The sequence below is a fragment of the Pseudomonas sp. FSL R10-0399 genome (assembly GCF_009600165.1).
Taxonomy (GTDB): Bacteria; Pseudomonadota; Gammaproteobacteria; order Pseudomonadales; family Pseudomonadaceae; genus Aquipseudomonas; species Aquipseudomonas helleri.
Map to the genome: position 1 here is coordinate 15,087 of NZ_WIWK01000051.1, position 25,212 is coordinate 40,298.

Genomic DNA, 25,212 nt, shown 5'->3' on the forward strand with positions numbered 1-25,212 from the left:
CACATTGAGCCATGACTCAGCGGGTTTTCCAGTTCAAAATCATCAGCGTCAACACGCCTGCCACGATGCCCCAGAACGCCGAGCCGACCGAGAACAGGCTCATGCCTGATGCGGTGACCATAAACGTTACCAGCGCAGCTTCTCGCTCTTTGGACTCCGTCATGGCAACAGTCAGGCCGTTGATGATCGAACCAAACAGTGCCAAGGCCGCAATCGACAGCACCAGTTCTTTAGGGAAGGCGGCAAACAAGGCGGCCAATGTGGCGCCAAAAATGCCTGCAATGCCATAGAAAATCCCGCACCACATGGCCGCGGTGTAACGCTTTTTGGGGTCTTCATGGGCATGTGGCCCGGTGCAGATGGCTGCACTGATGGCCGCCAGGTTGATCCCGTGTGAACCAAAAGGCGCGAGCAGCAGCGAGGCCACCCCCGTGGTGGTAATCAGCGGCGAAGCGGGCACGGTGTAACCGTCGGCGCGCAGCACGGCGATGCCCGGCATGTTCTGCGAGGTCATGGCGACCACAAACAACGGGATGCCGATGCTGATGGTGGCTGCCAGCGAAAAGGAAGGCGTGGTCCACACCGGCACGGCCACTTCCAGGGCGAAACCATTGAAATCCAGCAGCCCGAGCAACCCCGAAATCACGATGCCAATCACCAGCGCTGCCAATACCGCGTAGCGCGGCGACAGGCGTTTGACGATCAGGTAGGTGAAAAACATGCCGATCACCAGGCCGGTCTGATGCTGCGCAGCGACAAATATCTCGCTACCGATCTTGAACAAGATACCGGCCAGCAATGCCGCAGCCAGGGATGCCGGAATGCGTTTGACCAGGCGCTCAAAACTCCCGGTCACCCCACAGATAATCACCAGCACGGCACACGTGATGTACGCACCGATGGCCTCGTGGTAACTGACGCCCCCCAAACTGGTAATCAGCAGCGCGGCGCCGGGCGTTGACCAAGCGATGGTAATGGGGGTGCGATAACGCAGGGATAAGCCTATGCTGCAAATGGCCATACCAATGGACAGCGCCCAAATCCATGAAGAGATTTGTCCGCTGGTCAAACCTGCTGCCTGGCCTGCTTGAAACATCAGCACCAATGAGCTGGTATAGCCGGTCATCATTGCAATGAAACCCGCGACCACCGCAGAAGGTGAGGTGTCGGCCAACGGGTGCAAGCGTGGCTGAGTGGCGTCGGTCATAAAACGCAATTCCTTGTACTGGGCAGAGTGCTCTGCAAAAGCTGTTCTTGATAAGACAGTGAACAGAGCGCAAGCCTAAACGCAAAAGTAACATTTCATTGCAATACAGCCGGGATATCAAACGGCCATACAGTCGTGCATACACTCGGGCTTGTGTACAATGCGGCCTGTTTTCTTGCATTAATTCATTGTCAGCGAGGCCCGTTTACGTATAAACGTAACGCTCAATTTGCCGCCGCTTTTCCCATTCGAGTGCCCATGAACGAACAGTTGCAGCCTCTCAAGAAACCCACCCGCGCCGGCAAGGCCGGTCGCAGCGGAACCCAGGACGATATTGTCTACGCGCATATCTTCGAGGCCATTCTCGAACAGCGTCTGGCACCGGGCACAAAATTGAGCGAAGAGGCGCTGGGCGAAATCTTTGGCGTGAGTCGGACCATTATCCGTCGAGCACTCTCGCGCCTGGCCCATGAAGGGGTTGTGTTGCTGCGCCCCAATCGTGGCGCAGTGGTAGCCAGCCCGAGTGTTGAAGAAGCGCGCCAGGTTTTTCTTGCCCGCCGTCTGGTGGAAAAAGCCATTACGGAATTGGCCGTGGTTCATGCCACGGCGGACGATCTGGCTGAGTTGCGCAAAATGGTCGAGGACGAGCGCGACAGTTTCTCGCGGGGCGATCGTGGTGCAGGTATTCGGTTGTCGGGCGAGTTTCACTTGAAGCTGGCTGAAGCCGCTAAAAATGCGCCGCTGATCAGCTTCCAGCGCAGCCTGGTGTCGCAAACATCGTTGATTATTGCCCAGTACGAAAGCGGCAACCGCTCACACTGTTCCTACGACGAGCACATGCAACTGATCGATGCCATCGAAGCCCGTGACGGTGCGCTGGCAGTGGACCTGATGATGCATCACATGGACCACATCGACAGCAAACTCAACCTCGACGAAGAAGGCGCCTCGGACGATCTGCATGCAGTGTTCTCGCACCTGCTGCAAACCAAAGGCAAAAGCCATCGCTAACCTGTAGTCGCTGACGAGGCACGAGGCTGCGATGGGTTGCGAAGCGGCCCCATAAGGCGGTCCTGCGCCCGCGCATCGCAGCCTCGTCCCTCGTCAGCGACTACAAGTGTTTTTGCCAGTCCCTTAACGCTGATGCACCAGGTTCCCTGCCGCGTACGTCTGCTCAACCGTGCGGTCATCCCCCAAGGTCATCAACACAAACAACGTGTCGGCGATGTCTTTGGATTGCTGCAGGCGATAGCTCATCAGCGGCGTAGCGTTGTAGTCCAGTACCACAAAGTCTGCGTCGGTACCCGGTTTCAGCGTGCCGATCTTGTCTTCCAGGCGCAGCGCCCGCGCCCCACCCAGGGTAGCCAAATACAGCGACTTGAACGGGTTGAGGCGTGCGCCTTGCAATTGCATGACCTTGTAGGCTTCGTTCAGGGTGTTAAGCAGCGAGAAGCTTGTCCCGGCGCCTACGTCGGTGCCCAGGCCAACATTGAGCTTGTGCTTTTCGGCCATCGGCAAGTTGAACAGGCCACTGCCCAGAAACAGGTTGGACGTCGGGCAGAAGGCCACGGCGGAGCCGGTTTCAGCCAGGCGTGCGCATTCTTCGTCGCACAGGTGTACGCCGTGGGCAAAGACCGAACGTTCGCCCAAGAGTTGGTAATGGTCGTACACGTCCAGATAGCCCTTGCGCTCCGGGAACAGCGATTTTACCCACTCGATTTCCTGAAGGTTTTCGCTGATATGGGTGTGCAAATACACGTCCGGGTATTCGCTCAACAACTTGCCCGCCAGGCTTAGTTGCTCTGGCGTGCTGGTCGGCGCGAAACGCGGGGTCACGGCGTAGTGCAAGCGGCCTTGACGGTGCCAGCGCTCAATCAGCGCCTTGCTGTCGTTGTAGCCAGATTCGGCAGTATCTGTCAGATACTCCGGCGCATTGCGGTCCATCATGACTTTGCCTGCGATCAGGCGCAGGTCCAGACGTTGGGCGGCTTCGAACAGGGCGTCCACCGATTGCGGGTGCACACTGCCGAAGACCAGGGCTGTGGTTGTGCCGTTGCGTAGCAGCTCTTTCAGGAAAATATCCGCGACCTTCTCGGCATGTGCCTTGTCGGCGAACTGGTTTTCGCACGGGAACGTGTAGGTGTTCAACCAGTCGAGCAACTGTTCGCCGTAGGCGCCAATCATCCCGGTCTGTGGGAAGTGGATATGGGTGTCGATAAAGCCCGGAGTAATCAGCGCATCGCTGTAGAAGGTAATGTCAGTGTCGGCAGGCAGTGAGGCGAGCAGGTCTGCGGCATTGCCCAGCGCGGTAATTTTGCCGTCCTCGACCACCAGCAGGCCATCTTCAAAATACTCGTAGGAGGCCTCGATCCCGACTTCGGCGGGGTCGGCGATGCTGTGCAGAATGGCGGCGCGATAGGCTTTACAGGTCATAACAACTCTCAGTGCGTGGCATGGCTGCGTCGCGAAGACGCCAGCAATTGTGTAAGGGGTTCAGCGCCAATCGGTTCGGCGCAGGCAGTGTGCTGGCCGAAGTGGGCGTTATAAGTGGCGATAATTTCGCCGGCGATGGAGATCGCGATTTCAATCGGTAACTTGCCCTTCACCTCATTTAAGCCCATCGGGCAGCGCATACGCTGCAGAGGGTCGGCGCTGATGCCGCGCTCACGCAGGCGATGTTCAAACTTCATGCGCTTGGTTTTTGAGCCAATCAAGCCGAAGTAGGCAAAGTCGTTGCGTTTGAGCAGGGCGGCGCTGAGTTCCAGGTCCTGGGCGTGATTATGCGTCATGACGATGCAGTAGCAACCCGCAGGCAGCGTATTGATTTCATCTACCGGATCTTCGCAGACTATTTTGCGTACTCCGGCCGGTATCAATGCCGGGAATTCTTGCTCCCGCGAATCAATCCAGCGCACGCGGCAGGGCAGGCTGGCCAGCAGGGGCACCAGTGCGCGGGCGACATGCCCGGCGCCGAACACCGCTATGTGTGCTTGCACCTGACCCATGGGTTCAAACAGCAGCACGGCCACGCCGCCACAGCATTGACCAAGACTGGCGCCGAGGCTGAAGCGCTGCAGGTGCGGCCCTTGTGAGTGGGCAGCGAGCATCTCGCGGGCGATGTGCATGGCTTTAAATTCCAGATGGCCACCACCGATGGTGTCGTAAATCTGGCTCGCGCTGATCAGCATCTTTGCTCCCGCATTCCGGGGCGTTGAGCCTTGTTCTTCGATAAGCGTGACCAGTACGCTCGGTTCGCCCTGTTGCTGCAAATCGGCCAGTGCGCGGATCCAGTCATTCATGCTTGTCTCCCGCGACGTGTCGACGCATTTGCTCACAGCCCCACAAGACCCGTTCCGGCGTGGCAGGCGTATCAATATCAGGTTGCACACGATAATCGGCGAGGCTCGCGACCGCGTCTTTTATCGCGCACCACGCGGCAATGCCGAGCATAAACGGCGGCTCGCCCACGGCTTTGGAATGGAACACCGTGTCTTCCGGGTTTTTGCGGTTTTCGACCAATTTCACCCGCAGATCCATCGGCATGTCGGAAACCGCCGGGATCTTGTAGCTGGCCGGGCCGCTGGTCAGCAGCTTGCCCTTGGCGTTCCACACCAGTTCTTCGCTGGTCAGCCAGCCCACGCCCTGCACATAGCCGCCTTCAACCTGGCCCACATCAATGGCCGGGTTCAGCGAAGCGCCCACGTCATGCAGGATGTCGGTACGTAACATTTTGTATTCCCCGGTCAGGGTGTCGACGATCACCTCTGCGCAGGCAACCCCAAAAGCGTAGTAGTAAAACGGCCGGCCACGGGCCTGGCTGCGGTCGTAAAAAATCTTCGGGGTTTTGTAATAGCCGGTACTGGAGAGCGAGACTTGGCCGAAGTAGGCCTGCTGGATCAGTGCTGCAAAACTCAGAATCTGTTCACCGATGCGTACCAATCCGTTATGGAACACCACGTCCTGGGCGCTGACTTGGTACTTTTCTGCGGCAAACTCAATTAAGCGTTGCTTGATGGTTTGCGCCGCATTTTGCGCTGCCTTGCCATTCAGGTCTGCTCCGCTGGAGGCCGCCGTGGGTGAGGTGTTGGGCACTTTCTCGGTATGAGTGGCGGTGATGTGCACGCGGTCGACCTCCACCTGAAACACCTCGGCCACCACTTGCGCGACCTTGATATTCAGGCCCTGGCCCATTTCTGTGCCGCCGTGGTTCAAGTGAATGCTGCCATCGGTGTAAATGTGTATCAGCGCTCCGGCCTGGTTGAGAAAGCTGGCAGTGAACGAAATGCCGAATTTGACCGGGGTGAGGGCCAGGCCTTTTTTCAGGATCGGGCTGCTGGCATTGAAGGCCTTGATCGCCGCGCGACGCTCCGCGTATTGGCTGCTGGCTTCGAGATCGGCGGTCATTTCATGGAGCAAGTTGTGCTCCACGGTTTGGTAATAGTGAGTCACGTTGCGCTCGGTTTTACCGTAATAATTGACTTTGCGCACCGCCAGCGGGTCCATGTGCAAATGGCGGGCAATCCGGTCCATGACTTCTTCAATGGCGACCATGCCTTGCGGGCCGCCGAAGCCGCGATACGCCGTATTGGAGGCCGTGTTGGTTTTGCAGCGGTGCCCATGGATTGTGGCATCGCCCAAGTAATACGCGTTGTCGGCGTGAAACATGGCGCGGTCAACAATGGACCCTGACAAGTCGGGCGAGTAGCCGCAGTTGGCCGCCAGGTCCAGTTGGATACCTTGCAGCCGCCCGTTGTCATCGAAGCCGACGTCGTACTCGATATAAAAAGGGTGACGCTTGCCGGTCATCTGCATGTCTTCGCTGCGTGGCAGGCGCATCTTGGTTGGTTGCCCGGTCAGGTGCGCAACCACCGCACACAAGCACGCGGGGCTGGCCGCCTGGGTCTCTTTGCCACCAAAGCCGCCGCCCATGCGGCGCATGTCTACCGCGACTTTATTCATCGGTACGCCCAGCACTTCGGACACCAGCTTCTGGATCTCGGTCGGGTGCTGGGTTGAGCAATACACGATCATGCCGCCGTCTTCAGTGGGCATGACTGAAGAGATCTGTGTTTCAAGGTAAAAATGCTCTTGCCCACCGATGTGCAGTTGACCTTGCAGCCGATGGGTGGCCTGTCTCAGCGCGGTGCTGGCGTCGCCACGTTGGTGAGTATGGCTGTCGAGCACAAAGTGTTTTTTGCGCAGTGCTTCTACGACATCAAGTACTGGCTCAAGGTCTTCGTACTCGATCACGGCCGCCATTGCTGCCTTGCGGGCGGCGTCCAGGTCGCTGGCGGCCACCGCTAGTACCGGCTGCCCGACAAACTCCACGGTATCGATGGCCAATAACGGATCGCCCGGAAACAGCGGGCCGATGTCTTTGAGGCCGGGGATGTCCTCGTGGGTGATCACCCGTCGCACACCGGCAAAGGCATAGCAGGGCGCGGTATCGATGCGGATGATGCGTGCGTGGGCGCGGTCAGACAAACGCGCGTACACGTGCAACTGGTTGGGGAATTCCAGCCGGTCATCGATGTACTGTGCCTCGCCCGACACATGTTTATCTGCGCTGTCATGTTTGACGCTGCGGCCCACACCGGTTTTCAAATCCTGGGCAAACAGGGCGCTCAGTTCAGCCTGGGACATTTCGATCGCGTGAGAGTTAGACATAAGCCGTTACCCGCGTTTGAAGGTCCGGGGTTTGCTGTTCGATAAAGTATTTTCGCAACAGGTTTTGCGCGCACAGCAAGCGATATTCCTGGCTGGCGCGAAAGTCCGAGAGCGGGCTGAAATCCAGCGACAAGGCGTTGCAGGCTCGCTCCACCGTTGCGCTGTTCCAGGGCGCTTTGTGCAAGACGGCCTCGCAGGCGCTGGCGCGTTTGGGTGTGGCCGCCATGCCGCCGAAGGCCACACGGGCTTCCATCACCACGCCATTTTCGATGTGCAGATTGAACGCGGCGCACACGGCGCTGATGTCGTCATCCAGTCGCTTGGAGATTTTATAGGCGCGAAACAGATGGCTGGCCTTGGCGCGCGGGATGACGATTTTCTCGATGAATTCGCCTTCAGCTTGAGCGGTCACCCGGTAGTCCAGAAAGTAATCTTCCAGCGCCAGCGTGCGACGTGTAGCCCCTTTGCGTAAGACCAGTTGTGAGCCGAGGGCGATCAGCAGGGGGGGCGAATCACCAATGGGCGAAGCGTTGCCGATGTTGCCGCCCAAAGTGCCTTGGTTACGAATTTGCAGCGAGGCAAAACGCTGTAACAGTTCGCCGAAGTCCGGGTATTCGGCGTTAAGCGTTTGGTAGATGTCTACGAGGGTCACTGCGGCGCCGACTTCGAGGCGATCTGCAAAGCGTTCGATGCGCTTTAGCTCGGCAATCTGCCCCAGAGCAATCATTACAGGCAGGCTGCGGTGAAGTTGCGTGACCTCCAGCGCCAAGTCGGTCCCGCCCGCCAGCAGGCGCGCCTGTGGATGCGCTGCATAGGCCCGAGCCAGCTCGTCAAGGGTAAGGGGCAGCAGGCAACGGTTGTCGCCGTTATTAAGCTCGCTGGCGCCGACAGGGCGGATGGCCTTGAGTTTGGCCAGGGTTGCTCCGTGTTGCGCATCAAATTGGTCCGCAGGCGCTGAGTGGCAGGCTTGCGCCGCGGCGGCCAGAATTGGTCGATAGCCGGTGCAGCGGCAGAGGTTGCCGGCCAGTGCTTCGTGGGCCTGCTGGTGGTTGGCGTCAGGGCTGTTTTTTTGCAGGGCAAACAGCGACATGACAAAGCCGGGCGTACAAAAGCCGCATTGCGAGCCGTGGCAGTCGACCATCGCCTGCTGCACGCTGTGGAGCTGGCCCTGGTGTTTGAGGTCTTCAACGCTGATCAACTGCTTGCCATGCAAGGTCGAAACGAAGGTCAGGCAGGCATTGAGGCTGCGATAGCGCAGGCCTTCAGTGCCTTGCTCGTCAGTATGCAACTCACCAACAACCACTGTGCAGGCGCCGCAATCACCGCTGGCACAGCCTTCCTTGGTGCCGGGTTTGTGCAGGTGCTGACGCAGGTAATTGAGTACCGTGAGGTTGGGGTCCAGTGCGTGTTCAGTGCGTAGCGTCTGATTAACTAAAAACTGGATCACGGGCGGCCTCGCACTGCACTATTTTTATCGGGCGGGATGAATTGAATCTAGTCATTGCTGACTTCAGGGTCAAGAAATGCCAGTGAGTCATCCCGGTGATTGATCACGACACGCTTTATTTGCTTATTTCGTGCCACATTCGGCGCCCGAGACACTCTGCTTGCACCGCGCAAGTGCGTTACACTCCGCCGCCTGCACTGATCGAAGATTTTGAAGGTACAACATGACGTTCAAGGCGCCGGATAGCCTCGCCGAGCAAATAGCTCACCACCTCGCTGAGCGGATTATTCGTGGCGAGCTCAAGCCTGGAGAACGCATTCAAGAACAGAAGGTAACGCTGGCGCTCAATGTCAGCCGCGGCTCTGTGCGCGAAGCGTTGTTGATCCTGGAGCGTCGACACTTGATCGCGATCCTTCCACGGCGTGGCGCACATGTCACCGAGCTCACTGCGCACAAGGTCCAAAGCCTGTGTACGTTGATGAGCGAGATGTACATCCTGCTCGGCAATGCCGTTGCGCAGCGCTGGACAGCGCCGTCTGACCTGGGGCCTTTCCTGCAAATCCAGCAGCGTCTGGTCGACAGCTACGAGCGCCAGGACATCAGCGCCTTTGTTGAAGACAGCTTCAACGTAATGCGCGCTGCCTACCCGTTTGCCGATAACCCGTACCTGCAAGAAACCGTCGAGAACCTGCACCCGGCCATGAGCCGTGCCTATTACCTGGCACTGGAACAGCGCAAGGCCGAGATGAGCGAGTTTCTGGCGCTATTCGCAGAGCTGCTTGAGGCGGTTCTGGCGCGGGATTTTTCGCAAATTCGTGTCGTACTGAGCCGATATGCTCAGCGCAGCTGTGACCTGGTGTTGTCCGCCTTGACGGTTGCCTGAACGTGCGTCTCAAGTGCATCAAACTGGCGGGCTTCAAATCCTTCGTTGACCCGACAACGGTTAACTTTCCGAGCAATATGGCGGCGGTGGTCGGCCCCAACGGTTGCGGCAAGTCGAACATTATCGACGCCGTGCGTTGGGTAATGGGCGAAAGCTCGGCTAAAAACCTGCGCGGCGAGTCGATGACCGACGTCATCTTCAACGGCTCCACCAGCCGTAAACCCGTGAGTCAGGCCAGTATTGAACTGGTGTTTGATAACTCCGACGGCACGCTGCTGGGCGAATATGCGGCCTACGCCGAGATATCCATCCGCCGCAAGGTGACCCGCGACAGCCAGACCACTTACTACCTCAACGGCACCAAATGCCGTCGTCGTGACATCACCGATATTTTCCTCGGCACCGGCCTGGGGCCGCGCAGCTACTCGATCATCGAGCAGGGCATGATCTCCAAGCTGATCGAGTCCAAGCCCGAAGACCTGCGCAACTTTATCGAAGAAGCGGCCGGCATCTCCAAGTACAAGGAGCGGCGTCGCGAGACCGAAAACCGCATTCGTCGCACCCACGAAAACCTCGCGCGCCTGACCGACTTGCGTGAAGAGTTGGGTCGACAGCTTGAGCGTCTGCACCGTCAGGCCCAGGCCGCCGAGAAGTACCAGGAATACAAAGCCGAAGAGCGTCAGCTCAAGGCGCAGTTGTCCGCATTGCGCTGGCAAGACCTGAACGAGCAGGTGGGGCAGCGCGAAACGATCATTGGCGATCAAGAAGTCAGCTTTGAAGCGTTGGTCGCTGAACAGCGCAATGCCGATGCCAGCATCGAACGCCTGCGTGACGGGCATCACGACCTGTCAGAACGCTTTAATTTGGTGCAAGGGCGCTTCTATTCGGTGGGTGGCGACATCGCCCGCGTCGAACAAAGCATCCAGCATGGTCAGCAACGTTTGCGTCAGTTACAAGACGACTTGCGTGAAGCCGAGCGCTCGCGTCTTGAAACCGAGTCGCACCTGGGGCATGACCGCACGATGCTGGCAACGCTGGGTGAAGAGCTCGAAATGTTGGTGCCCGAGCAGGAGCTGACCAGCGCCGCCGCTGAAGAGTCGGCGGCCGCGCTCGAAGAATCCGAAGTCACCATGCATGCCTGGCAAGAGCAGTGGGATGCCTTCAACCTGCGCTCGGCCGAGCCGCAACGCCAATCCGAAGTCCTGCAAGCGCGTATCCAGCAACTGGAAACCAGTATGGAGCGCGTGGCTGAACGCCAGCGTCGCTTGGCCGAAGAGCGCGCCTTGCTCGCCGCAGACCCGGAAGATGCAGCGATCCTTGAACTGAGCGAGTTGCTGGCGACCAGCGAACTGACCCAAGAAGAGCTGCAAGCCAGCGAAGAACAGGTGATCGAGCGTCTTGAGCAAGTGCGTCACGACTTGCAGCAAGCCACGCAAAACCAGCAGCAGGCTCAGGGCGAGTTGCAGCGGCTTAACGGTCGTCTGGCTTCCCTTGAAGCGCTGCAGCAAGCTGCGTTGGACCCTGGCGCCGGTGCAGGCGAATGGCTGCGTGAGCAGCAACTGGCTGAGCGTCCACGTCTGGCCGAAGGCCTGCGGGTTGAAGCCGGTTGGGAGCTTGCGGTCGAAACGGTGCTGGGTGCCGACCTCCAGGCCGTGTTGGTGGATGATTTTTCCCAGGTGGATCTGGCGGGCTTTACCCAGGGCGATTTGCGCCTGTTCAGCGCCGACGCCACTGCGAGCCGTATCGCAGGCAGTTTGCTGGATAAAGTCGAGGCCGATTTTGACTTGGCGCCCTGGCTTGGGCAGGTCAAACCGGTCGAAACCCTTGAGCAGGCACTGGCAGCGCGCGGGCAACTGGCCGACGGTCAAAGCCTGATCAGCCGTGACGGTTATTGGGTCGGGCGTAACTTTTTGCGTGTGCGCCGCGCCAGTGAAGCCGAAAGCGGCGTGCTGGCCCGCGGCCAGGAAATCCAGCGTCTGGGGGTTGAGCGCGAAGAGCGTGAAGCCACCCTGGCGACTCTTGAGGAGCAGTTGCAACGCTTGCGCGAGCAGCAAGTCGCTCAAGAAGACGCGCGTGAGCAAGTTCGTCGCCGCTTGCAGGATGAAGCCCGCCAACAAGGCGAGATCAAAGCCAAGCTGTCTGCCAGCAAAGCCAAGGTCGAGCAGTTGACCTTGCGCCGTCGGCGGCTTGACGAAGAGCTGGCCGAGCTCAGCGAGCAGCGTGCGCTGGAGCATGAACACGTTGGTGAGGCGCGCCTGAACTTGCAGCAAGCGCTGGATGCGATGGCCACTGACACCGAGCAGCGCGAACTGCTGCTGGCCCAGCGCGACAGCTTACGCGAACGCCTTGACCGGGTGCGTCAAGAAGCCCGTCAGCACAAGGATCACGCCCACCAATTGGCGGTGCGCTTGGGTTCACTCAGGGCACAGCACGACTCGACCCGCCAGGCGCTTGAGCGGCTGGAGCTGCAATCTGAGCGGCTCGCTGAAAAGCGTGAGCAGCTCACCCTCAATCTGGAGGAGGGCGAAGCTCCCCTTGAAGAGCTGCGCCTTAAACTTGAAGAGTTGCTGGATAAACGCCTGAGCGTTGACGAGGAACTTAAAGTTGCGCAATTGGCTCTTGAAGATGCGGACCGTGAACTGCGCGACGCTGAAAAGCGCCGCAACCAGGCCGAGCAACAGTCTCAACTGATTCGTGGCCAGCTTGAGCAGCAGCGTATGGAATGGCAGGCGCTGACAGTTCGGCGTACGGCCTTGCAAGATCAGTTGCTGGCGGACGGCTATGACTTGCACGGGGTGCTGGCAACATTGAGTAACGAACTCAATGAGCAGCAGGCCGAAGAGGAACTAGAGCGGATTGCTGCGCGCATTCAGCGTTTGGGTGCGATTAACCTCGCGGCCATTGATGAATACCAGCAGCAGTCCGAGCGTAAGCGTTATCTGGATGCCCAGGATGCCGATCTGGTCGAAGCACTGGACACACTGGAAAACGTTATTCGCAAGATTGATAAAGAAACCCGGAGCCGCTTCAAAGACACCTTTGATCAGATAAATGGTGGATTACAGGCGCTTTTCCCAAAAGTTTTCGGTGGTGGCAGCGCTTATTTGGAACTGACGGGCGAAGATTTACTCGATACAGGGGTAACTATCATGGCGAGGCCGCCGGGCAAAAAGAACAGCACGATTCATTTGCTGTCCGGTGGGGAGAAGGCATTGACGGCTCTGGCACTGGTTTTTGCCATTTTTAAACTCAATCCGGCGCCGTTCTGCATGCTCGACGAAGTTGATGCACCGCTTGATGACGCGAACGTGGGGCGCTATGCGCGGTTGGTTAAAGAGATGTCCCAGACTGTGCAATTCATCTACATCACCCACAACAAAATCGCCATGGAAATGGCCGATCAGTTGATGGGGGTGACGATGCATGAGCCAGGTTGTTCACGTCTTGTTGCGGTTGATGTTGAGGAAGCAATGGCAATGGTCGACGCATGAGCTATAAGCAAGTAGGGATAAAATTTTCTTCATGTAAGAAAATCCCTACAGATTTTGCTGATGAGACGTGTAGGTCAGCGGCTACATGGGCCTAACTCAAGGTGACAGACGGTGTAAAGTTATCTTTGGTCGTGTTAATTTAGCGTCTAATTTTTTTGCACGTGGAAAAACGCCATTCAGAACATAGAGTTGGCGCCACGTTTTAAAGGGCTTTAGGCTCTTCTTCATAGAATCATTTTTTTAGGGGCACGGGATTACATGGAAATCGGTCTGCGCGAGTGGCTGATAGTCATCGGCATAGTGGTCATCGCCGGTATTCTTTTTGACGGCTGGCGTCGTATGCGTGGCGGTAAAGGGAAGCTCAAGTTTCGTCTTGACCGCAGTTTTTCCAATGTGCCCGACGAGGAAAACAGCGCCGAGCTGTTAGGCCCGTCACGGGTTCTGGATACGCCGGATCACAAAGAGCCGCAGCTCGATGAGCATGACCTGCCATCGGTGAGCATGCCGCCCCGTGAGAAGTCCTCCAAGCGCGGTAAACGCTCCAGTGAGCCGAGCCAGGGTGATTTGAACCTCAACCTCGATCTTGATGATGACGGTCCAAGCTTCAGTGCGCGTGACGATGATGCTCCTGTTGAAACCAAGCCACGCGGGCGTCAGACGCCAGCAGTGGCTGCGGCAGAAAGCAAAGAGCCCGCACCGGCAACCGAAGAAGTGCTGGTCATCAGCGTTATCAGCCGTGATCCGGCAGGCTTCAAAGGCCCGGCGCTGCTGCAAAACATTCTTGAGAGCGGCTTGCGTTTCGGTGAAATGGATATTTTCCACCGTCACGAAAGCATGGCTGGCAACGGCGAAGTCTTGTTCTCCATGGCCAACGCCGTGAAACCGGGCGTGTTCGATCTGGACGACATCGATCTGTTCAGCACGCCAGCGGTGAGCTTCTTCCTCGGCTTGCCAGGCCCGCGTCATCCCAAGCAGGCGTTTGATGTGATGGTGGCAGCAGCGCGCAAGTTGTCCCAGGAGCTCAACGGCGAACTCAAAGACGACCAGCGCAGCGTGTTGACGGCTCAGACCATTGAGCATTACCGCCAGCGCATCGTCGAATTCGAGCGTCGTGCCCTGACTCAAAAACGCTAAAGCCGTGGGGGCCGTGTGATCGCTCCCGCTGAGTGCACTATGAATTAACACATGAGCAGCCTCGGCTGCTCATTTGCTTTGTGAGAGAAAATCCCCATGACCGCCGCCAACACCCGCATTCTAGAGCTGCGCGCTGAACTGGATCAGCATAACTACCGCTACCACGTCCTCGACGAGCCGAGCATCCCGGACGCTGAGTACGACCGGCTGTTTCGTGAGCTTAAAGCCCTGGAAGCGGAGCACCCGGAACTGGTGACGGCAGATTCGCCGACCCAGCGCGTAGGCAGTGCGGCGTTGTCGGCCTTTACTCAAGTGCGTCACGAAGTGCCCATGCTGAGCCTGGGCAACGCGTTTGATGAAACCGACATGCGCGAATTTGATCGGCGTGTCAGCGAGGGGCTCGATTTGCCGGCTGGCGACCTGTTTGGCGGCGGTGCAGAAGTTGAATACAGCTGCGAGCCCAAGCTAGACGGTCTGGCGGTCAGCCTGCTGTATCAGGACGGTGTTCTGGTGCGCGGTGCCACCCGCGGTGATGGCACCACCGGTGAAGACATCAGCATCAACGTGCGCACCGTGCGCAACATCCCGCTCAAGTTGCAGGGCAGCGGCTGGCCTGCGGTGCTTGAAGTGCGCGGTGAGGTGTTTATGTCCAAGGCGGGTTTTGACCGCCTCAATGAAGCCCAGCTGGCGGCGGGTGGCAAGACCTTTGCCAACCCGCGTAACGCAGCGGCTGGCAGCCTGCGCCAGTTGGATTCGAAAATCACCGCCAGCCGTCCGCTGGAGTTTTGCTGCTATGGGTTGGGGCAAGTTTCTGAAGAGTTTGCCGATACGCACATTGGCAATCTCAAGCAGTTGCAGCAGTGGGGCATGCCCATCAGTCACGAGTTGAAACTGGCCAAAGGCATTGCCGAGTGCCTGGACTACTACCGTGATATTGGTGAGCGTCGTGCCTCGTTGGCGTATGAAATCGATGGCGTGGTGTTCAAGGTCAACAGCCTGGCCTCGCAACGCGAACTGGGTTTTCGTGCCCGTGAACCGCGCTGGGCAATCGCCCATAAATTCCCGGCAATGGAAGAACTGACTGAATTGCTGGATGTTGAATTCCAGGTCGGGCGCACAGGAGCGGTCACTCCGGTTGCACGCCTGAAGCCAGTCAAGGTGGCGGGCGTGACCGTGTCTAATGCCACGTTGCACAACATGGACGAAGTGGCACGCTTGGGTCTGATGATTCACGACACCGTGATCATTCGCCGTGCCGGAGATGTGATCCCGCAGGTGGTGCAAGTGGTGCTCGACCGGCGCCCTGAGAACGCGCGCCCGGTGCACATCCCGCAAAACTGCCCGGTGTGCGGCTCCCATGTTGAACGCACGCAATTGATCAAGCGCAGCAAGGGCCGCGAAACCGTCAGCGAAGGTGCGGTGTACCGCTGCGTCGGGCGACTAGCCTGTGGTGCGCAATTGAAGCAGGCGATCATCCATTTTGTCTCGCGACGGGCAATGGACATTGAAGGCCTGGGTGAAAAAAGCGTCGAGCAGTTGGTCGATGAAGGTCTGGTGAGTTCGCCGGCCGACCTGTACACCCTGTCGTTTGAGCAAATCGTCGACCTGGAAGGCTTTGCCGAACTGTCGAGCAACAACTTGTTGGCGGCCATTGCCGACAGCAAGCGTCCGACACTGGCGCGATTTATCTACGCATTGGGTATTCCTGATGTAGGCGAGGAGACAGCCAAGGTTTTGGCGCGCTCATTGGGCTCTCTGGAGCGCGTGCAGCGTGCGTTGCCGCAAGTGCTCACGTACTTGCCGGACGTGGGCCTGGAAGTGGCTCACGAGATCCACAGCTTCTTCAGCGATGACCACAATCGCCAAGTGATTGGTCAATTGCTGGAGCGCGGTCTGGAATTGCAGGATCAGGGTGAGCTGGGCGCTGAATTTGCCGCCAGCGCCACCTTGGGCGGGTTGATTGACAAACTGCACATTCCGTCTGTTGGGCCGGGCGGGGCGCAGAAGCTGGCCGACAAGTTTGACACCCTTGAGCGCGTGATCAACGCCGATTGGCTGGACATGCGTCAGGCCTTGCCTGAAAAGCAAGCCAAGGCCGTGCGCGACTTCTTCGACAACCCGGACAATGCGCGACTGGCGCTGGACGTCGAAGCGCAACTGCGCGACTTCGGCATGCATTGGCAGAGCGAGAAGAAAACTGTAGAAGGCTTGCCGCTGGCCGGGCAGACCTGGGTGCTGACCGGCTCGCTGGAATTGATGAGCCGCGACGTCGCCAAAGAAAAGCTGGAAAGCCTCGGCGCCAAAGTCTCGGGCTCCGTGTCCGGCAAAACCCACTGCGTAGTAGCCGGGCCGGGAGCGGGGTCCAAATTGACCAAGGCCAACGAGCTGGGTCTCAAGGTGCTGGATGAAGAAGCGTTCGTGGCGTTCCTCAAAGAGCAGGGTATCGGCCTGTAACGGCTGCAAAACCTGTAGTCGCTGCCGCAGGCTGCGAAGGGTTGCGAAGCAATCCGTTGCCTCGTAGCCTGCGCGAGCTTCATCGCAGCCTTCGGCAGCGACTACGGAGCCAAATACATGCCCGAATCCAAGTACTTGAACCCATTCATTTTTTTATTCTTGAAGCAGCGGTTGTAAGTTTTCGTCAGATAGGTACAATGGCGCCGTTCGCTGCTAGGCGGATGTTGTTATGGTGACCCTATCGGTCCCTCCGCAACGATTACCCGTGAACCTGGTCAGAGCCGGAAGGCAGCAGCCACAGCGGGAACATTGTGTGCCGGGGTGTGGCTGGTGGGGTTGCCTCCATTTTAAGAATCCTCAATTGGCAGGGTTTTTAGTCCAGAAAAAATCTTCTCCTTATACATCTCGACTGCTGAATGCTCGGTCGACGTATTTTCACGTCCGCCTGAAATGCCCGGCCATGAGTGCCTGAGCAGTTAAAAGCGCGCACCGGATGCAATTTTGCCCCTGCTCCGCTAGCATTAGCCCCTTCCGCTTTTCAGACGCGACGGTTATCAATGAGTTATCAGGTTCTTGCACGTAAATGGCGTCCGCGCTCGTTCCGCGAAATGGTCGGCCAGACCCATGTGCTCAAGGCTCTGATCAACGCTCTGGACAGTCAGCGCCTGCACCACGCCTATCTGTTTACCGGTACGCGCGGCGTCGGCAAGACCACCATTGCGCGGATCATCGCCAAATGCCTGAACTGTGAAACAGGTATCACCTCGACGCCGTGCGGGACGTGTTCGGTGTGCCGCGAGATCGATGAAGGGCGTTTTGTCGACCTGATCGAGATCGACGCCGCGAGCCGGACCAAGGTCGAGGACACGCGTGAGCTGCTCGACAACGTGCAGTACGCTCCAAGCCGTGGGCGCTTCAAGGTCTATCTGATCGACGAAGTGCACATGCTTTCCAGCCATTCCTTCAATGCGCTGTTGAAAACCCTCGAAGAGCCGCCGCCCTACGTCAAATTCATTTTGGCGACCACCGATCCGCAAAAGCTGCCGGCAACCATTCTGTCTCGCTGCCTGCAGTTCTCGCTCAAAAACATGACCCCCGAGCGCGTTGTCGAGCATTTGACCCATGTGTTGAGTGTCGAGAACGTGCCGTTCGAAGACGATGCACTGTGGCTGCTTGGCCGTGCCGCAGATGGTTCGATGCGTGACGCCATGAGCCTGACCGACCAGGCGATTGCCTTCGGTGAGGGCAAAGTGTTGGCGACGGATGTGCGGGCGATGCTCGGCACGCTGGATCACGGCCAGGTATTTGATCTGTTGCACGCCTTGATCCAGGGTGATGCACGGGCACTGCTGGAGGCTGTGCGGCACTTGGCCGAGCAGGGCCCGGACTGGAATGGTGTGCTTTCCGAGATCCTTAACGTTTTCCACCGCGTGGCGATTGCCCAGGCGTTGCCTGAAGGCGTCGACAACGGTCACGGCGACCGCGACCGGGTGCTGGCGCTGGCGCAAGCGATGCCTGCCGAAGACGTTCAGTTTTATTACCAGATGGGCCTGATCGGCCGACGCGATCTGCCGTTGGCGCCAGACCCGCGTGGCGGCTTTGAAATGGTCTTGCTGCGAATGCTGGCCTTCCGCCCGGCGGACACCGGCGATGCGCCGAGTCAGCCGCTAAAGCCAGTGGGGATCAGCCAGGCCACAGTTGATTCCGCCAACACCGTGGCGGGCTCGACGGCTGTTACACCGCGCACAGAACCCGCTCCGGTGGCAGTGGCTGCGCCGGTTCCTGAAGTCGTGGCTCCTGCACCTGAAGTGGTGGCCCCTGTAGTGGCTCCTGAAGCACCGCCTGCAGTCGAAATCGACTTGCCCTGGAATGAGCGCCCGGCGCCGGTGATCGAAGACGAGATCACGCCAGAGCCTGTACTCGAGACTGTCAGTGAGCAGCCGGATTTACCGCCCATGCCGCTGCCGACCCCGGACAGTGTGGTGCCGGACGCGCCGGAGTGGGTTGCCGCACCTGTTCACGAGCCAACGCCCGAGCAGGTCGACACCGCGCTTTCAGGTATGGACCGCGACGACGAGCCGCCGCTGGACGAAGACTACATCGAGCCGGACATGGATTCTGCGGCCTATAGTTACCTGGACGAGTTGGCCAGCGAACATGCCGTCGAGCCGCAACCCGAGCCCGAGCCGTTACCGGCAGCCATGCCTGCCACGGGCCTGGCCCTTGAATGGCTGAACATGTTCCCCCAATTACCGGTATCAGGGATGACGGCCAGTATTGGTGCCAACTGCACCTTGATTGCGGTTGAAGGCGATGACTGGCTTCTGCACCTGGACCCGGCCCATAGCGCCCTGTTTAACTCGACCCAGCAGCGCCGCCTGAATGATGCGTTGAACCAGTTTCATCAGCGCACACTCAAAGTGACCATTGAGCTGGTCAAGCCTGAGCAGGAAACCCCGGCCCAGGCCGCTTCGCGCTTGCGTGCAGAGCGTCAGCGCCTGGCTGAAGAGTCCATCTACGCAGACCCGTTGGTCCAGCAAATGATTGAACAGTTCGGCGCAGCCGTGCGTGACGATACGATTCAACCTGTCGATGTTATTGAGGCGCAGGCCTCGTAACATCGGCTAGATACTGACAGCCCGCAGTCATTGTGACTGCGGGTGCATTGTGCAAATAACGTTTGAGGTGATTCCCATGATGAAAGGTGGCATGGCCGGTCTGATGAAGCAGGCGCAGCAGATGCAGGAAAAAATGGCCAAGATGCAGGAAGAACTGGCGAATGCTGAAGTCACTGGTAAGGCCGGTGGCGACATGGTGACGGTGGTTATGACCGGCCGTCACGACCTCAAGCGTGTGAACATTGACCCAAGCATGCTTGCAGGCGTGAGCGATGAAGACCGCGAAATGCTGGAAGACTTGTTCGCTGCGGCAGTCAACGACGCCGTGCGCAAGATCGAAGCCAACAGCCAGGACAAAATGTCCGGCGTAACAGCTGGCATGCAACTGCCACCGGGCATGAAGCTGCCGTTCTAAGGCGCTTGACAATGCCGGGCCCAGCGCCCGGCATTTTTTTGCCTGCCGGTTGGCATTTGACGCTGGCCCGGACCACGGGTATAAACCGCCTCTCGTTGTTTTGTCGGACCTTTCTCTATGAGCTTCAGCCCCCTTATTCGCCAACTGATCGATGCCTTGCGCACGTTGCCCGGTGTCGGCCAAAAGACTGCACAGCGCATGGCCCTGCAACTGCTCGAGCGTGATCGCAGTGGCGGTTCGCGTTTGGCGCTGGCCTTGAGTCAGGCGATGGACGGTGTGGGTCATTGCCGCCAGTGCAGAACCCTGACCGAAGATGACTTGTGCCCGCAGTGCGCCGATGTGCGCCGCGACGACACCCTGCTCTGCGTGGTGGAGGGGCCGATGGACGTCTACGCCATCGAACAGACCGGCTATCGCGGACGTTATTTTGTGCTCAAGGGGCATTTGTCGCCCCTGGATGGCCTTGGGCCTGAGGCCATCGGGATTCCGCAACTCATGACGCGCATTGCCGAGCAGGGCACTTTTAAGGAAGTGATCCTGGCGACCAATCCGACTGTGGAAGGTGAAGCCACTGCGCACTACATTGCCCAACTGCTGAGCAGCAAAGGCCTGATCGCGTCACGCATCGCCCACGGCGTCCCGCTGGGTGGTGAGCTGGAGCTGGTTGACGGCGGCACCCTGGCGCATTCGTTTGCCGGGCGTAAACCGATCGCTTTGTGATGACAAATCCCCTGTAGGAGCTGCCGAAGGCTGCGATCTTTTAATTCTGGGCGCAAAGATCGCAGCCTTCGTACCTCGACAGCTCCTACGGATTATTCAGTCAACGAAAACTCAGTCAGGCAAAACGTCGGCACACCCACTTCCTGCAAGCGCGTTGAGCCGCCCAATTCGGGCAAGTCAATAATCGACGCCGCTTCAAACACCTGTGCACCCATGCGGCGCACCAGGTTCACCGCCGCCACCAGCGTCCCGCCTGTGGCGATCAAGTCGTCGACCAGCAGCAGCGAATCGCCTTCGCACAAACTGTCTGCATGCACTTCCAGAAGCGCTTCGCCGTATTCCGTTTGGTAGCCTTCAGCCAATACGTCAGCGGGCAACTTGCCTTGCTTGCGAAACAGGATTAGCGGTTTGTTAAGTTGATGCGCAAGCACTGAGCCGATCAGAAAGCCACGGGCATCCATGGCGCCGATATGGCTGAAATCCACTTCGACGTAACGCTCGATAAAGGCGTCAGCGATCACGCGCATGGCGCGGGGCGACTGGTAAAGCGGGGTGATGTCACGAAAGATCACGCCGGGCTTGGGGAAATCAAGCACCGGACGGATCAGGGATTTGAGGCAGAAGTCGTTGACCATGGGGGTGGGTGTCCTGGCGGGCTTCGGAGCCGCCAGTATACCCCTCATGCGGCCTGATCAGGCCTCCAGCGAACCACCGGCCAGCGCGCACAGCTTGATCGGGTCAAGAATGTGCACTTCTTTGCCTTCTGCGGTGATCAACTGGTTTTCTTGCAGGCGGGTAAACACCCGGGAGACGGTTTCCACGGCCAGGCCCAAGTAGTTGCCGATCTCGTTGCGCGACATGCTCAGGCGGAACTGGTTGGCCGAGAAGCCGCGGGCACGGAAGCGCGCAGACAGGTTGACAAGGAACGTGGCGATACGCTCATCAGCGGTCTTTTTCGACAGCAGCAACATCATTTGCTGATCGTCGCGAATTTCGCGGCTCATGATGCGCATCAACTGACGACGCAATTGCGGCAGTTGCACAGACAGTTCGTCCAGGCGCTCGAAAGGGATTTCGCAAACAGGGGTGGTTTCCAGTGCCTGAGCCGAAACCGGGTACGTTTCTGTGTCCATGCCTGACAGGCCGACCAACTCGCTCGGCAAGTGAAAGCCGGTAATTTGCTCTTCGCCGCTGTCACTCAGGCTGAATGTTTTGAGTGCCCCGGAACGTACGGCGTAGACCGAACCAAAGGTGTCGCCCTGGCGAAACAGAAACTCGCCTTTTTTCAGTGGCCGACCGCGCTTGACGATTTCCTCTAACGCATCCATGTCTTCCAAATTCAACGAAAGTGGCAAACAGAGAGGGGCAAGACTGCAATCCTTGCAGTGAGCCTGGTTATGAGCGCGCAGTTTTACTGGCTCGGACATTTCTTCAATCCTTGTGGGAAAACACACATAAGATGCAAGGGTAACTCAGCACGATGGGTGAGGCTAGGGCGCACCCGGCCGCGAATCGGCCTCAAGTTGCAAAACGCACGGTCGATAGCGTGGTAATTGATAGCCATTGTGAGCGAATTCATGTCGTCGATAGGTGCAATGACGTTTGGTCAAAGTGGCATACCGCCCAGTATTGAAGCGGCCAAAAACACCCAACAGGAGCCCGCAGCCAACAAGGCGTCCAAGGCCGATAAAGAAGAGGCGCCGCCACCGGCTGAAGGAGTCAAGGTGACGATCTCCGGGGCTGCCCTGAAGGCGGCCAGCGCCAGCAAGAGTGAAAACAGCGATATTGAGGACAGTGGTTTGCCAGAGACCATCCAGAGCATTCTGAAGATGATCCGCGCAATCAAAAAGAAGATCGCTGAACAAATGGCCAAGCTGCAAGCGATCATGACCAACCGCAGCCTGAGCCCGGAACAAGCCCGGTCTCAGTCGATGGCATTACAGGCCGAAGTGGCCGGTTTGAACGCATCATTGACCACGGCCAACAACAGTTTGAACAAGGCGTTGCAAGAGTCTGGGGCGAGCAGTGAAAGCATCGTCAAAGCCGCGTCCCTGGCCATGAAGTGATGACGCGGGTTTAGATCACCCGCGAGAAGCGTTGCCGGGGCTGCTTTGCCAGATACGCGTCAAACGCCATGCACACCGAGCGCACCAGCAACCGCCCTGCGGGCAGGACCGTCAGTTGGTCGTTGTTCAGTGCAATCAGGCCATCGGCCGCCATCGCTTCCAGCTCAGGCCACTGCGCTGAAAAATAGCCCCTGAAATCGATATTGAAGGCCTGTTCGATGCGCGCGAACGGCAGGTGCAAATTGCAGATGATCTGCTGGATGACCTCGCGGCGGATTCGGTCGTCCTGATTGCACAGCAAGCCACGGCTGGTCGCCAGTTGCTCGCTGGCCAGCGTGTGCTGGTAGAGGGCAATGTCGCTGTTGTTCTGGCAGTACAGCTCGCCGATCTGGCTGATGGCCGACACGCCCAGGCCGATCAGGTCGCAATGGCCGTGGGTGGTATAACCCTGAAAGTTGCGCTGCAAGGTGGACTCTTCCTGGGCAATCGCCAGCTCATCGTCGGGCAAGGCGAAGTGGTCCATGCCGATATAGCGATAACCCGCGCCAGTCAGTTGCTCGATGGTGTGCTCAAGCATCTGCAGTTTGTCGGCAGGCGAAGGCAAATCACTGGTATTAATCCGCCGTTGCGGCTTGAAGCGCTCCGGCAAGTGCGCGTAGTTAAACACCGATAAACGATCCGGCTGCAGGCTGATTACTTCCTCAACGGTGCGCGCGAAAGCCATCGGGGTTTGCTTGGGCAAGCCGTAGATCAGGTCGATGTTGATCGAGCGAAACTGCAAAGTACGCGCCGCATCAATCACCGCGCGGGTCTCTTCCAGGCTTTGCAGGCGGTTGACCGCTCGTTGCACGGCGGGGTCGAGGTCTTGCAGGCCGATACTCACGCGGTTAAAGCCCAGCTCGCGCAACAAGCCCATGGTCGACCAGTCGGCTTCGCGTGGGTCGATCTCGATACCGTAATCGCCGGAGTCATCGTCCAGCAGATTGAAGTGCTCGCGCAGGTGGCCCATTAGCTGGCGCAGTTCGTCGTGGCTTAAAAACGTCGGTGTGCCGCCGCCAAAATGCAACTGCTCAACTTTTTGCTTGGGATCAAGGTGGCAGGCGACCAGACTGATTTCCTGTTCCAGGCGTTTCAAATACGGCTGGGCGCGACCACGGTCTTTGGTGATGACTTTGTTGCAGGCGCAGTAGTAGCAAATATTGGCGCAAAACGGCACGTGCACATACAGCGACAGCGGGCGCATGGCTTTGCGGCTGTCGCGCAGGGCGTGCAGAAAGTCGAATGGACTGATCTGATCATGAAACTGCATCGCCGTGGGGTACGAGGTGTAGCGCGGTCCGGCGAGGTCGTAACGACGAATTAAATCGGAGTCCCAACGAATGGCGTCGAGCATGCGGGCATTCCCCTGGGATGGCTGACAATGCTCAGGAGTCTAGGGGCTGCGAATTTGTCGCACCTTGATTTGCATCAACGCCAGCTCTGGCTCAGCTCATGCGTTAGCTTCGCCAGGCTCTAACGGTTCAATGCCCCATCAACCAATGCTGATGCGGGCCGGGCAGCGTCCAGAGGCCGAACAGCATCACCAGCAAACCACCGGCCATGCGTACGCTGCGCTTGCGCAGCACGGCGCTCATGCGTTCAGCCGCGAGGCCTGTGGCCAGTAACACGGGCCATGTTCCCAGGCCGAAAGCCAGCATCAGTAGGGCACTGTCCAGGGCGCTGCCCTGGCTGGCTGACCAGATCAAGGTGCTGTAAACCAATCCGCACGGCAACCAGCCCCACAGGGCGCCCAACAGCATGGCGCGGGGCAGGCTCGATACCGGCAACAGGCGGCTTGCCAGCGGCTGGATATGCCGCCACAGCCCGCGCCCCAGGCTTTCGATGCGGATCAGGCCGCTCCACCAGCCTGCCAGGTACGCGCCCATCATGATCAGCAACACCCCGGCCAGTATCCGCATCAGCATGGCGGCCGGGCTGTTGGCGACCGCCCAGCCTGCCAATCCCAGCAGCAAACCCGCCGTGGCATAGCTGAGAATTCGCCCCAGGTTGTAGGCCAGTAACAGCTTGAAGCGTCGGCTGCGTTGCTCTTTGGGAATGGCGAATGTCAGCGCGCCCATCAGGCCGCCGCACATGCCCAGACAATGCCCGCCGCCCAGCACGCCCAATATGAACGCCGAGACCAGCAGTGGTGCCAACTCAAGCATGGGGTGGCACGTGCTGATCGGGTTTATCCACAGCATGCCCGTTAGAGCCTTTGGCCTCTTCCACGGCGGCGGTGTGCTGCGGATCCTGGTCGTCGAACAGAATGCTGTGCGCAGGGCTGTCCAGATCGTCGTACTGGCCGCTGTCCACGGCCCAGAAGAAGATAAAAATGGCGATGCCAACAATCAGCAACGCCGCGGGAATCATGATGTAAAGCGCTGGCATAAAGGCTCCAGGCGACCGGCTCAGGCCGGTAGCAGGCGAAGGTCTGACGTGGGCGGGGCAGGCGTCTGACGCGGCATGCGGGTCAGACGCAGGGCGTTAAGCACCACGGTCAGCGAACTGATCGACATGCCGATCGCGGCCCAGATCGGTGTGATCCAGCCCAACGCCGCAAAAGGCAGCATAAGGCCATTGTACAAACCGGCCCACAGCAGGTTTTCGATGATCACCCGGCGGGTTCGCCGGGCCAGACTGAACGCTTGTACCAAAGCGTCCAGACGATTGGACAGAAGCACCGCATCGGCGCTGGTTTTGGCCAAGTCGGTGGCCGAGCCCATCGCCACACTGATGTCGGCCGCCGCCAGCACCGGCACGTCATTGACCCCGTCACCCAGCATTAACACTTTGCGCCCTTGGGCGTGCAGGTCTTGCAGCACCCGCAGTTTGTCATCCGGGCGCAAGCCGGCCCTGGCCTCGTCAATGTTCAACTCTGCAGCCACACTGGCAACCATTGGCGAGCTGTCACCGGACAACAGCAGCGTACGCCAGCCGCGCGCCTTGCACGCAGCAACCAGCGCCGCAGCGTCAGTGCGCAGGCGGTCGTCGAGTACCAGCCAGGCCAGCGCGCCTTCGGTATCCCCCAGCAGCAACCATTGGCCGGGTTCATCCGGCAGGTCCGCAGTTGC

At 58.8% G+C, this 25,212-nt stretch carries 20 protein-coding genes and 1 other RNA gene; 10 read left to right on the forward strand and 11 right to left on the reverse strand.

The features are described from left to right. Positions 1-16: 16 nt before the first annotated feature. Positions 17-1,207: a benzoate/H(+) symporter BenE family transporter gene (locus GHO41_RS15705; protein ID WP_123750454.1), complete on the reverse strand. Its 1,191-nt coding sequence runs from the start codon at positions 1,205-1,207 to the stop codon at positions 17-19. Positions 1,208-1,465: 258 nt separating this feature from the next. Here GHO41_RS15705 and GHO41_RS15710 point away from each other — a divergent pair, with 258 nt between their 5' ends. Further along, positions 1,466-2,218 carry a GntR family transcriptional regulator gene (locus GHO41_RS15710; protein WP_048368488.1) on the forward strand — a complete coding sequence of 251 codons (753 nt, stop codon included), beginning with the start codon at positions 1,466-1,468 and terminating at the stop codon, positions 2,216-2,218. Between the two features lie 123 nt (positions 2,219-2,341). Here the strand turns inward: GHO41_RS15710 and guaD are convergent, their stop codons facing one another. From guaD to xdhA, 4 genes are read right to left on the reverse strand one after another with little or no spacing between them, the layout of a single operon-like run. After that, entirely contained in the window at positions 2,342-3,640 is a 1,299-nt protein-coding gene (guaD, locus tag GHO41_RS15715) for a guanine deaminase (RefSeq protein ID WP_153428438.1), read from the reverse strand. An 8-nt stretch (positions 3,641-3,648) separates the two neighbouring features. Then, complete coding sequence (gene xdhC, locus GHO41_RS15720) at positions 3,649-4,506, reverse strand: xanthine dehydrogenase accessory protein XdhC (RefSeq protein ID WP_153434073.1); 858 nt, start codon at positions 4,504-4,506, stop codon at positions 3,649-3,651. After that, the gene (gene xdhB / locus GHO41_RS15725) at positions 4,499-6,874 is read right to left on the reverse strand and encodes a xanthine dehydrogenase molybdopterin binding subunit (RefSeq protein WP_153434074.1); all 2,376 of its coding nucleotides are present in this window, start codon (positions 6,872-6,874) and stop codon (positions 4,499-4,501) included. The genes xdhC and xdhB overlap by 8 nt, the downstream gene beginning before the upstream one ends. Beyond that, complete coding sequence (xdhA, locus tag GHO41_RS15730; RefSeq protein ID WP_371928948.1) at positions 6,867-8,321, reverse strand: xanthine dehydrogenase small subunit; 1,455 nt, start codon at positions 8,319-8,321, stop codon at positions 6,867-6,869. Before xdhA ends, xdhB begins: the two co-directional genes overlap by 8 nt. Positions 8,322-8,544: 223 nt before the next feature. Between xdhA and GHO41_RS15735 the strand changes: the two genes are divergently transcribed. The 8 genes from GHO41_RS15735 to recR all read left to right on the forward strand — a co-directional run bounded on the left by GHO41_RS15735 (position 8,545) and on the right by recR (position 20,036). Then, complete coding sequence (locus tag GHO41_RS15735; protein WP_048368483.1) at positions 8,545-9,204, forward strand: GntR family transcriptional regulator; 660 nt, start codon at positions 8,545-8,547, stop codon at positions 9,202-9,204. Positions 9,205-9,206: 2 nt separating this feature from the next. Beyond that, positions 9,207-12,695, forward strand: a complete 3,489-nt coding sequence (gene smc, locus GHO41_RS15740; RefSeq protein WP_371928949.1) for a chromosome segregation protein SMC — start codon at positions 9,207-9,209, stop codon at positions 12,693-12,695. A 258-nt stretch (positions 12,696-12,953) separates the two neighbouring features. Then, on the forward strand, positions 12,954-13,829 hold the full coding sequence (gene zipA, locus GHO41_RS15745; protein WP_048389974.1) for a cell division protein ZipA: 876 nt from the start codon (positions 12,954-12,956) through the stop codon (positions 13,827-13,829). A 96-nt stretch (positions 13,830-13,925) separates the two neighbouring features. After that, positions 13,926-16,283 (forward strand): NAD-dependent DNA ligase LigA, encoded by a 2,358-nt coding sequence (ligA, locus tag GHO41_RS15750; protein WP_153434076.1) that lies wholly within the window; start codon positions 13,926-13,928, stop codon positions 16,281-16,283. Between the two features lie 239 nt (positions 16,284-16,522). After that, an RNA gene (gene ffs / locus GHO41_RS15755) (signal recognition particle sRNA small type) lies at positions 16,523-16,619 on the forward strand. A 221-nt stretch (positions 16,620-16,840) separates the two neighbouring features. Next, complete coding sequence (dnaX, locus tag GHO41_RS15760; protein ID WP_153434077.1) at positions 16,841-18,901, forward strand: DNA polymerase III subunit gamma/tau; 2,061 nt, start codon at positions 16,841-16,843, stop codon at positions 18,899-18,901. 76 nt (positions 18,902-18,977) lie between these two features. Continuing rightward, complete coding sequence (locus GHO41_RS15765; protein WP_153434078.1) at positions 18,978-19,316, forward strand: YbaB/EbfC family nucleoid-associated protein; 339 nt, start codon at positions 18,978-18,980, stop codon at positions 19,314-19,316. A gap of 117 nt (positions 19,317-19,433) precedes the next feature. Continuing rightward, the gene (recR, locus tag GHO41_RS15770; protein WP_048368817.1) at positions 19,434-20,036 is read left to right on the forward strand and encodes a recombination mediator RecR; all 603 of its coding nucleotides are present in this window, start codon (positions 19,434-19,436) and stop codon (positions 20,034-20,036) included. A gap of 92 nt (positions 20,037-20,128) precedes the next feature. Here recR and GHO41_RS15775 read toward each other — a convergent pair whose 3' ends face one another. Beyond that, a complete protein-coding gene (locus tag GHO41_RS15775; RefSeq protein ID WP_123750462.1) occupies positions 20,129-20,671 on the reverse strand; it encodes an adenine phosphoribosyltransferase in 543 nt (180 codons plus the stop codon). A gap of 57 nt (positions 20,672-20,728) precedes the next feature. Continuing rightward, positions 20,729-21,463, reverse strand: coding sequence for a fumarate/nitrate reduction transcriptional regulator Fnr (gene fnr, locus GHO41_RS15780; RefSeq protein ID WP_048368819.1), 735 nt, complete (start codon positions 21,461-21,463; stop codon positions 20,729-20,731). A 168-nt stretch (positions 21,464-21,631) separates the two neighbouring features. Here fnr and GHO41_RS15785 point away from each other — a divergent pair, with 168 nt between their 5' ends. Beyond that, a complete protein-coding gene (locus GHO41_RS15785) occupies positions 21,632-22,102 on the forward strand; it encodes a hypothetical protein (RefSeq protein ID WP_256678785.1) in 471 nt (156 codons plus the stop codon). Between the two features lie 10 nt (positions 22,103-22,112). On the opposite strand, the gene hemN is transcribed toward GHO41_RS15785, so the two are convergent. From hemN to GHO41_RS15805, 4 genes are all read right to left on the reverse strand, one after another. Further along, positions 22,113-23,495, reverse strand: a complete 1,383-nt coding sequence (gene hemN / locus GHO41_RS15790; protein WP_153434080.1) for an oxygen-independent coproporphyrinogen III oxidase — start codon at positions 23,493-23,495, stop codon at positions 22,113-22,115. Between the two features lie 127 nt (positions 23,496-23,622). After that, positions 23,623-24,306, reverse strand: coding sequence for a sulfite exporter TauE/SafE family protein (locus tag GHO41_RS15795; protein ID WP_153434081.1), 684 nt, complete (start codon positions 24,304-24,306; stop codon positions 23,623-23,625). Then, positions 24,299-24,529: a cbb3-type cytochrome oxidase assembly protein CcoS gene (ccoS, locus tag GHO41_RS15800; protein WP_048368822.1), complete on the reverse strand. Its 231-nt coding sequence runs from the start codon at positions 24,527-24,529 to the stop codon at positions 24,299-24,301. Before ccoS ends, GHO41_RS15795 begins: the two co-directional genes overlap by 8 nt. Positions 24,530-24,549: 20 nt before the next feature. Further along, positions 24,550-25,212, reverse strand: a 663-nt coding sequence (locus GHO41_RS15805; RefSeq protein WP_153434082.1) for an HAD-IC family P-type ATPase, incomplete at its 5' end; no start/stop codon positions are given.